General features: G+C 67.3%; 6 protein-coding genes. 1 reads left to right on the top strand and 5 read right to left on the bottom strand.

The window, feature by feature from the left end; all coding sequences use genetic code 11:
- From QR78_RS05135 to QR78_RS05115, 5 genes are all read right to left on the bottom strand, one after another.
- Window positions 1-1500 (bottom strand): dipeptide ABC transporter ATP-binding protein (locus QR78_RS05135; protein ID WP_048426432.1); only part of this gene is annotated, 1500 nt, incomplete at its 3' end.
- Between the two features lie 8 nt (window positions 1501-1508).
- Window positions 1509-2435 (bottom strand): ABC transporter permease, encoded by a 927-nt coding sequence (locus QR78_RS05130; protein ID WP_244278468.1) that lies wholly within the window; start codon window positions 2433-2435, stop codon window positions 1509-1511.
- Window positions 2432-3373, bottom strand: a complete 942-nt coding sequence (locus tag QR78_RS05125) for an ABC transporter permease (protein WP_048426429.1) — start codon at window positions 3371-3373, stop codon at window positions 2432-2434. The genes QR78_RS05130 and QR78_RS05125 overlap by 4 nt, the downstream gene beginning before the upstream one ends.
- A gap of 4 nt (window positions 3374-3377) precedes the next feature.
- Window positions 3378-4952: an ABC transporter substrate-binding protein gene (locus QR78_RS05120; protein ID WP_048426428.1), complete on the bottom strand. Its 1575-nt coding sequence runs from the start codon at window positions 4950-4952 to the stop codon at window positions 3378-3380.
- A 318-nt stretch (window positions 4953-5270) separates the two neighbouring features.
- Entirely contained in the window at window positions 5271-6173 is a 903-nt protein-coding gene (locus tag QR78_RS05115; RefSeq protein WP_048426427.1) for a LysR substrate-binding domain-containing protein, read from the bottom strand.
- 554 nt (window positions 6174-6727) lie between these two features.
- On the opposite strand from QR78_RS05115, the gene QR78_RS05110 reads away from it, so the two are divergent.
- Complete coding sequence (locus QR78_RS05110; RefSeq protein WP_048426430.1) at window positions 6728-8602, top strand: methanol/ethanol family PQQ-dependent dehydrogenase; 1875 nt, start codon at window positions 6728-6730, stop codon at window positions 8600-8602.
- The last annotated feature ends 29 nt before the right edge of the window (window positions 8603-8631 follow it).

Genomic DNA, 8631 nt, shown 5'->3' with positions numbered 1-8631 from the left:
CCGGTCGCAGATCTGGGCCGCCACCCGCAGGTCGTGGGTGATGAACAAGATCGCGAGGTCGAAGCGCCGCTGCACGTCGTCGAGGAGGGCCAGCACCTGGCGCTGTACCGAGACGTCGAGGGCCGAGACCGCCTCGTCGGCGATCAGGATCTCGGGCTCCATGGCCAGCGCTCGGGCAAGCGCGATGCGCTGGCGCTGGCCGCCGGAGAACTGGTGCGGGTAGCGGGCGAGCGCCGACGGATCGAGTCCGACGAGGCCCATCAGCTCCCGGGCCTTCGCGGTTGCGGCCTCCGGGCTCGCCCCGAAATTCACCGGCCCCTCGATGATCGAGGCTCCGACGGTGCGGCGCGGGTTGAGCGACCGGAACGGGTCCTGGAACACCACCTGGATTTTTTGGCGCAACGGCCGCAGCCGGCGCTCGGTCAGCCGAGCGATGTCCCGGTCGCCGACCATGATCTGGCCGCCGCTCGGGGCGATCAGCCGGGCGATGCAGCGGGCGACCGTGGACTTGCCCGAGCCCGATTCGCCGACGATGCCGACCGTCTCGCCGCGATGGATGCGCAACGCCACGTCGGCGGCGGCGTGGACCTCGCGGGTCTTCTTGAACAGGCCGCTGCTGCGGTAGGTCTTGGCGAGGGCCGCGGTCTCCAGTGCCAGCGCGCCGGTGACCGGCGGGCGCCGGGCGGGCGTCATCGTTGGCACCGCCCCGATCAGCATCCGGGTGTAGGGGTGCTGGGGTCGCTCCAGCACCTGCGCGGCCGGACCCTGCTCGACGACGCGGCCGCGCTGCATCACCACCACCCGGTCGGCGATCTCGGCCACCACGCCGAAATCGTGGGTGATGAAGAGCACGCCGGTGCCGCGGCGCTCCTGCATCTCGCGGATCAGCTTGAGGATCTGGGCCTGGGTGGTGACGTCGAGCGCCGTCGTCGGCTCGTCGGCGATGAGCAGCGCCGGGTCGAGGATCAGGGCCGCGGCGATCATCACCCGCTGGCGCTGGCCGCCGGAGAGCTGGTGGGGATAGGAGGCGTGCATCCGCTCCGGATCGGGCAGGTGCATCGCGTCCAGCATCGCCAGCACCTTGGCCCGCCGCTCCTTCGGCCCGAGGTCGGTGTGGATGCGCAACACCTCCTCGATCTGGTCGCCGACGGTGAGAACCGGGTTCAGCGCCGTCATCGGCTCCTGGAAGATCATCGCCATCCGGTCGCCGCGCAGGGCCCGCAGGCGCTGGGGGCTTGCCGTCAGCACATCCTCGCCGATGAGCCGGATGGCGCCCGCCACGGGCTTCAGCACCTTCGCGAGCAGGCCCATCACCGAGAAGGCGGTGACCGATTTGCCCGAGCCGGATTCTCCGACGACGCAGACGATCTCCCCGCGGGCGACCGTGAACGAGACCCCGTCGACGGCGCGGAGCCGGTCGCCGCCGCCCGGCAGCGCGATGGCGAGGTTCTCGACTTCCAAAACGGGTCCCTGGAGGACGGGGGAGGGCACGGACGTCATCGGTGCGCTCATCGGCCTGTCATCTTCGGGTCGAGGGTGTCGCGCAGGCCGTCGCCCAGCATGTTCACGGCCAGCACCGTGAGGCCGAGGACGATGCCCGGATACAGGATGGTGTGGGGGTAGACCCGGAACAGGTTGCGGCCCTCCGCCATGATGTTGCCCCAGCTCGGCGTCTCCGGCGGGATGCCGATGCCGAGGAACGAGAGCACCGCCTCGACCAGGATCGCCGAGGCGGCGATGAAGGTGCCCTGCACGATCAGCGGCGCGATCGTATTGGGCAGGATGTGGCGCGCCATCAGCAGCGGCAGGCGGGTGCCGGCCATGATCGCGGCCTCGACATAGGGCTCTTCCCGCACCGAGAGCACGATCGAGCGCACCAGCCGCACCACCCGGGGGATCTCCGGCACCACGATCGCGGCGATGACCGCCGGAAGGCCGGCGCGGAACAGCGACACGACCGCGATGGCGAGCAGGATGCCGGGGATCGCCATCAGCCCGTCCATCAGCCGCATGATCGGCCCGTCGAGGGGGCGGATGTATCCGGCGAGGAGCCCGAGCAGCAGGCCGATCGCCAGCGACAGGGTCGCCACCGAGACGGCGATCAGGAGCGAGACCCGGGCGCCGTAGAGCACCCGGCTGTAGACGTCGCGGCCCAGGGTGTCGGTCCCGAGCCGGTGGCGGTAGGTCGTGGCCGTGCCGTCCTCGGCCCGGATCGTGCGCTCGAAGCCCGGCGGCCGGTTGCGGGTGGCCGGGTTGATCGCGGTCGGGTCGAGGGTGCCGAGGAACGGCGCGAAGATCCCGATCAGCGCCATCAGGAGCAGGAAGCCGGCGCCGATCGCGACGACCGGGTTGCGGACGAGGCGGGCGGCGAGGGTGCGGCCGGGCGGCAGGGGTGCGGCCGCGGCGGGCGCCAGCAGGGTCGGCTCGGCACTCAATGGCGGATCCTCGGGTCGAACAGGCTGTAGGTCAGGTCGATCAGGAGGTTGATGAGGACGTAGACGCCCGAGAACATCAGGATCAGCGCCTGGATCGTCGGGTAGTCCCGGGCCAGCACCGCATCGACCGTGAGGCGGCCGAGGCCGGGGATGGCAAAGACGCTCTCGGTCACCACCACGCCGCCGATGAGGAGCGCGATGCCGATGCCGACGACCGTGACGATCGGCACCGCGGCGTTCTTGAGCGCGTGGCGGAAGAGGATCTTGCGCTCGACCTGGCCCTTGGCCCGGGCGGTGCGGATGTAATCCTCGTTCAAGACTTCCAGCACGCTCGCCCGGGTCATGCGGGCGATGAGCGCGATGTAGACCACCGACAGGGTCGTCGCCGGCAGGACCAGCCGGTGCAGGTAGCCGCCGAGCCCGTCCGCGAGGGGCTGGTACCCCTGCACCGGGAACCAGCCGAGGGTGATCGAGAAGACGTAGATCAACAGGTAGCCGATCACGAAGACCGGCACCGAGAAGCCCAGCACCGACACGCCCATCACGATCCGGTCGAGCCAGGAGCCGTGCCGGTAGGCCGCCACCACCCCGAGGGGAATCGCGACGCAGACCGCGATCAGCATCGTGGCGGCGGCGAGCGACAGGGTCGGCTCGATCCGCCCGAGGATCAATTCGCCGATGCTCTTCTTGAAGAAGAACGACTCGCCGAGATTGCCGTGCAGCAGGTTGCCGGCCCAGATCGCGAACTGCGCCGGCAGCGACTGGTCGAGGCCGAGCGTCCGGCGCACCAGCGCGATCTGCTCGCTCGACGCGTTGTCCCCGGCGATCACCGCCGCCGGGTCGCCGGGGGTGAGCCGCAGCATCAGGAAGACCAGCACCGCGACGATCGCCAGGACCGGGATGGCGGCGAGCAATCGCCGCAGGACGTAGCCGGCCATCGCCCTACTTCTTCTTCTCGACGTTCCAGAACACCGGTGCGGCGGCGGTCAGGATGCCGGTGATGTTCTTGCGCGCGGCGATCGGGATGTAGAACTGGCCGAGCGGGATGTAGGGCACCACCTCGCGCCAGCGGACTTGAACGGCCTCGGCGATCGCCTTCTGCTTGCCCGGATCGACCTCGCGGGCGAAGTCGTCGCGCAGTTTCTCCATCTCGGCATCGCAGGGCCAGCCGAACGGGGCCTTGTCGCAGCTCATGTTCATGAAGCTCGACATCACCGGGTTCAGGATGTCGGCCGAGACCCAGGAGGTGTTCATCAGGTTCCAGCCGCCCTTGTCGACCGGATCCTTGCGTGCCCGGCGCGACACCACGGTCTGCCAATCGGACGACTGCATATCGACCTTGAAGCCGCCCTTCTCGAGGAGCTGCTTGGCCACCGGCCCGAGATTGGTCAGGGTCTGGAGATCGGTCGATTGCAGGAGGACGATCGGCGTGCCGTCGTAACCGGCCTCCTTCAGCAGCTGCTTCGACTTGGCAAAATTCGATTCGAGCAGCCCGTCCATCCCCTTGTCGGTGGCGAGCGGCGAGCCGCAGACGAACAGCGCCTTGCATGGCTTGTAGTAATCGGGGTCGCCCACCACCGCCTGGAGGAAGTCGGTCTGGTTGAGGGCATAGGTCATGGCCTGACGCACCTTCGGGTTGTCGAAGGGCTTGATCAGGTGGTTGGGCCGCATCGCGTATTGAAAGCCCAGCGGATTGTAGTCGACGAGCTTGACGCCGTCGTCGCCCTTGAGCAGCGGGATCAGGTCGTAGGCCGGCTGCTCGATCAGGTCGATCTCGCCGGCGAGCAGGGCGTTGACCGCCTGCTGCTGGTCCGAGATCGCCAGCCACTCGACCCGGTCGAGCTTGACCACCTTGCCGCCGGCAAGGCCCGAGGCCGGCTCGGGCCGCGGCTTGTAGTCCTTGAACTTGGTGTAGACGATTCTGTCGCCCGGCTTCCACTCGTCGGTCTTCATCACGAAGGGGCCGGAGCCGGTGAAGTCCGAGATCTGCTGGTTCGGGTCGGTCTCGGCGACCCGCTTCGGCATCATGAACGGCACGTTCGAGGACGGCTTGGCGAGGCCGAACAGCAGCAGCCCGGTCGGCGACTTGAGCTTGACGGTGAAGCGCTTCGCGTCGTCGGCGCTCATGCCCTCGACGAAGGTCATCAGCTTCTGGCCGAGCGAGTCGCGGGCCGCCCAGCGCTTGATCGAGGCGACGCAATCCTCCGCCGTCACCGGCTTGCCGTCGTGCCAGAGCAGGCCGTCGCGCAAGGTGAACGTGTAGGTCAGGGTGTCGGGCGACACCGTGTAGGTATCGACCATCTGCGGCTTGACCTCGCCCTTCGCGTCGAGGGCGAACAGCGTATCGTAGATCATGTAGCCGTGGTTGCGGACGATGTAGGCGGTGGTCCAGATCGGATCGACGATCTTGACGTCCGAATGCATCACCGCCTTGAGCGTCTGCGCCGGCGCGCCGACAGGCGCGAGCAGGGCCGCGGATGCGGCAACCAAGCCGAGAACGGACCGACGAAACGCCATCAAGCTGTCTCCCCTCGCAAACGAGCCGCCGGTGCGGCGGCGAAACACGCCGTCGGGTACCGCCCGACGCGGCACCATCCATGCAATCGACAGACCAGCTCGCATGCAGCCTGCGACGCTGATCGATGGCGCCGTTATTCTGCGCGCCGGACAAGTCTAGGAAAGCAGCGGCACGACCATTGAAATAGTCGCGCGACCTTGCCGCTGCGGATCGAGGCAGGATGCGGGAGGCCGGGCGGGCTGACTACGACGAAAGCGTGCGACGGGTGCACCGTTTTTCGTGTCACCCCTGCCGCTCGGTCACGAACTGCGGTGCAGTCAGGTGCGCAGGCGCTTCAGGGCGGTCTCGAGGTCGCGGCGCAGCCGCTCGGCGGCGAAGCTCGGCTGGCGATCGGCCGGGACGCAGAGGTCGAGGGAGGTCTCGACCGGCATCGTCTCGGGGAAGGGGACCGCCGTCATGGTGCCGGTGGCGAGCTCGTCGGCGACCGCGGCGCGCGGCAGAACCGCCAGTGCGCCGGCCTGGGCCACGAGGGTGCGCTGGAGATCGAGGGACGAAGCCTCGAAGGTCGGCACGATCCGGCATCCCGCCTCGGCCGCCGCCCTGTCGAGGAAGGTGCGGAGTCCGAAATCCGGGCCCGGCAGGACCCAGCGGTAGCCGGCGAGCGCCGTGAGGGAGGCCCCGCCCGGCCGCGTCACCGGATGGTCCGGCGGTGCGATGATGAATTGCGGCAGCCAGATCCGCTGGGCCACCGTGACCGCGTCGGAGGGCGGAGCGAAGAAGGTGAGGGCGATGTCGCAGGAGGCGTCCTCGATCGCCCGCACCGCGTCCTTGGCGGTTCCGGTGCGCAGCCGCGCGCGGACATGGGGGTGGCGGCCTGCGAAGGCGGAGAGCACCGGCACCAGGATCGCCGAGGCGACGCCCTCGGCCGCGTGGACGCCGACGAGCCCGCCGCGCAGGCCCTTCAGGTCGTCGATGAGCCGCACGACGTGGTCGAGCTCGTTGATGGTGCGGTCGAGCTTGGCCGCCAGCAGCTCGCCGGCAGCCGTCAGCCGGATGCCGAGCGGCCCGCGCTCGAGGAGCGGCGCGTCCATGTAGTATTCGAGCTGGGAGATGTGCCGCGCCAGCACGTTGGGATGGATGTCGAGCTGGCTCGCCGCGTCGCGCAGGGAGCTGCATCGGGTGACGACGGCGAAGTAGTGGAGAGCGACGATCTTCGCCATGCCGCCTTGACCCGAGACACCGGCGCTCCGTCGCAGAGCGCCCGCGGGGCCGGCCCGCGCATGCGCGCAGGGGCGATGCGGTGCCAAGAAAGCCCATTGATGTCAATAGGCTACAAGTTTGCTGGGCCGGACACGGCCCGCGGGGCGCCATTGCTGCGATGCAGCACTGACCTTGCGGCAATGCAAAACCATCGCTTCCGCGCCCAGACCCGTCGCGATTCCAATCGCTTGTGAAGACGCTAAGACGCCCGCCCGCCGCGGACCGTGCTCGAAAGACGATCTCACAAGCGAGATAATAGGCTATACGAATTGCCGCTTGTTCCCGATCTATAGATCGACTCAGCGGAAGACATCAGAATGGCACGATGCTAAAGTGGCTTCGGTGAGCAAATGTAATAAGTTATTTATAAGGGTGATCGATGAGAGAAAACTATGACTGCGCCGTCAAGGCTCGGCCATTCTCTCTCGGGTCCGACATTTCTCATCATGCGAACACGCTTCGCTTTGCGGCTGCCGGCCGCGTGAACGTGAAACGCCGAATGGAGACGCTGAACATGGGCAAGTTTGTGAACTCCGTTTCCGTGGCAGCCCTGATGGCGCTGGCGCCGCTCGCGCTGCCGTCTGCCGCGCTCGCCAACGACAAGCTCTTGGAGATGTCGAAGAGCGACGATAACTGGCTGATGCCGGGCAAGAACTACGATTCGGACAACTACAGCGGCCTGACCCAGATCAACGACAAGAACGTCAAGAACCTCAAGGTGTCCTGGCAGTTCTCGACTGGTCTGCTCAACGGCCACGAGGGTGCCCCGCTGGTCGTGAACGGCAAGATGTACGTTCACACCTCGTTCCCGAACAACACCTTCGCCCTCGGGCTCGACGATCCGGGCAAGATCATCTGGCAGGACAAGCCGAAGCAGAACCCGGCCGCGCGCTCGGTGGCCTGCTGCGATCTCGTCAACCGCGGCCTCGCCTACTGGCCGGGCGATGGCAAGACCCCGGCCCTGATCCTGAAGACCCTGCTCGACGGCCATGTCGCGGCGCTCAACGCCGAGACCGGCGAGACGGTCTGGAAGATCGAGAATTCCGACATCAAGATGGGCTCCACCCTGACCATCGCCCCCTACGTGGTGAAGGACAAGGTGATCATCGGCTCGTCGGGCGCCGAGCTCGGCGTGCGCGGCTATCTCACCGCCTACGACGTCAAGACCGGCGAGCAGAAGTGGCGCGCCTATGCCACCGGGCCGGACAAGGACCTGCTGCTCGCGCCCGACTTCAACATCAAGAACCCGCAATACGGCCAGTTCGGCCTCGGCACGCAGACCTGGGAGGGTGATTCCTGGAAGATCGGCGGCGGCACCAACTGGGGCTGGTACGCCTACGATCCGGGCACCAACATGATCTACTTCGGCACCGGCAACCCGGCGCCGTGGAACGAGACCATGCGTCCCGGCGACAACAAATGGACGATGACCATCTTCGGTCGCGACGTCGATACGGGCGAGGCGCATTTCGGCTACCAGAAGACCCCGCACGACGAGTGGGACTATGCCGGCGTCAACGTGATGATGCTGTCCAACCAGAAGGACAGCGAGGGGAAGATGAGGAAGCTCCTCACGCACCCGGATCGCAACGGCATCGTCTACACCCTCGACCGCACCGACGGTTCGCTGGTCACGGCAAGCAAGATCGACGACACGGTCAACGTGTTCAAGACGGTCGATCTCAAGTCGGGCCTGCCGGTGCGCGATCCCGAATACGGCACCCGGATGGACCACCTCTCCAAGGACATCTGTCCCTCGGCGATGGGCTACCACAACCAGGGCCACGATTCGTACGATCCGAACCGCAAGCTCTTCTACATGGGCATCAACCATATCTGCATGGATTGGGAGCCCTTCATGCTGCCCTACCGGGCCGGCCAGTTCTTCGTCGGTGCGACGCTGAACATGTATCCGGGGCCGAAGGGCGACCGCCAGAACGCCGAGGGGCTGGGCCAGATCAAGGCCTACGACGCCATCACGGGCAAGTTCAAATGGGAGAAGATGGAGCGCTTCGCGGTCTGGGGCGGCACCATGGCGACGGCCGGCAACCTGGTGTTCTACGGAACGCTCGACGGCTACATCAAGGCGCGCAACTCCGACACGGGTGAGCTGCTCTGGAAGTCGAAGCTGCCGTCCGGCGCGATCGGCTACCCGATCACCTACACCCACAAGGGCACGCAATACGTCGCCATCTACTACGGCGTCGGCGGCTGGCCGGGCGTCGGCCTGGTCTTCGACCTGCAGGACCCGACCGCCGGCCTCGGCGCGGTGGGCGCGTTCAAGAAGCTCGCGAACTACACCCAGATGGGCGGCGGCGTGACGGTGTTCTCCCTCGACGGCAAGGGCCCGTACGACGATCCGAACGTCGGCGAGTACTCGGCGAACTGATCCGCCGACCCTCCCGCCCCGTCCCGCCC

The organism is Methylobacterium indicum (assembly GCF_001043895.1).
GTDB lineage: Bacteria > Pseudomonadota > Alphaproteobacteria > Rhizobiales > Beijerinckiaceae > Methylobacterium > Methylobacterium indicum.
Note: the sequence above shows the minus strand (reverse complement) of the source record. Positions and strands in the feature narration are given on the sequence as shown.